This window comes from Nocardia sp. NPDC058497 (genome assembly GCF_042720195.1).
GTDB lineage: Bacteria > Actinomycetota > Actinomycetes > Mycobacteriales > Mycobacteriaceae > Nocardia.
Genome location: NZ_JBHXMY010000434.1, coordinates 4,154 through 5,116 on the forward strand (window position 1 = coordinate 4,154; position 963 = coordinate 5,116).

1 protein-coding gene is annotated in these 963 nt (G+C 64.5%); it reads left to right on the top strand.

What is annotated here, in order from left to right:
* Nucleotides 1–207: 207 nt before the first annotated feature.
* Nucleotides 208–963 (top strand): diiron oxygenase (locus ACFWPJ_RS24070; protein ID WP_378854656.1); only part of this gene is annotated, 756 nt, incomplete at its 3' end.

The following is a 963-nucleotide window of genomic DNA, read 5'->3' on the forward strand; positions in this document are numbered from 1 at the left end:
CTGTCTGATACCCCCGCGAGCCCCGAGCCCCGCTTTGGGTGGGGGGCCGCGCGCCCCACTTCCGGGGTTCCGCCGTTGTCCGAACGAACGGCTGATCACAAGTCGGTGCGGTGGGTTGTGTGGGACTGGGAGTCTCAGTTATTCTCGGGGTAACCGGTGTGACGGCGCTTACAGTGCCCGCGCCGGACGCGAACCGAGGAGGCACCGATGACGCTGACCGAATCGAGCCGTGGCGGACTCATCACCGAGGAGTACCGAGATGCGCTGGCGACCCTTTCGCAGGGGTCCGTCGACCGGCATTTCGATCCCTACCTCGATATCGACTGGGATTCGCCGGAGCTCGCCCTTGACCCGAACGATGTGCGCTGGGTGCTCTCGCCCGAGGTCGATCCGCTGGGCGCGACCCAGTGGTACCGCGACCAGCCGCTGGACAAGCAGATCGCGATCGGCAAGTGGCGCACCGCCAATGTGATCAAGGTCGGCGCTGCCTTCGAGAGCATTCTGATCCGCGGAATGATGCAGTACATCATGAAGCTGCCCAACGGCTCGCCCGAGTTCCGGTACTGCTTGCACGAGATGACCGAAGAGTGCAACCACATCCAGATGTTCCAGGAACTGGTGAACCGCATCGGCATCGACGTGCCGGGCATGCGGCCGCTGTTCAAGGCGCTCTCCCCGCTGATCGGTGTCGCGGGCGGCTACGCCCACACGATCCTGTTCATCGGCATCCTCGGCGGCGAGGAACCGATCGACCACTACCAGAAGGCCGTCATCCGCGAGGGCTCGTCGATGCCGCCGATGGTGTTGCGCACCATGGAGATCCACATCGCCGAGGAAGCGCGCCACATCTCCTTCGCGGGCGAGTTCCTCGCCGCGCACATCGGGCGGATGGGCAAGTTAAATCGTGTTGTGTGTTCGGTGGCGTTCCCGATCGCCATTCGCTGGCTCGCCGGGGAGATCATG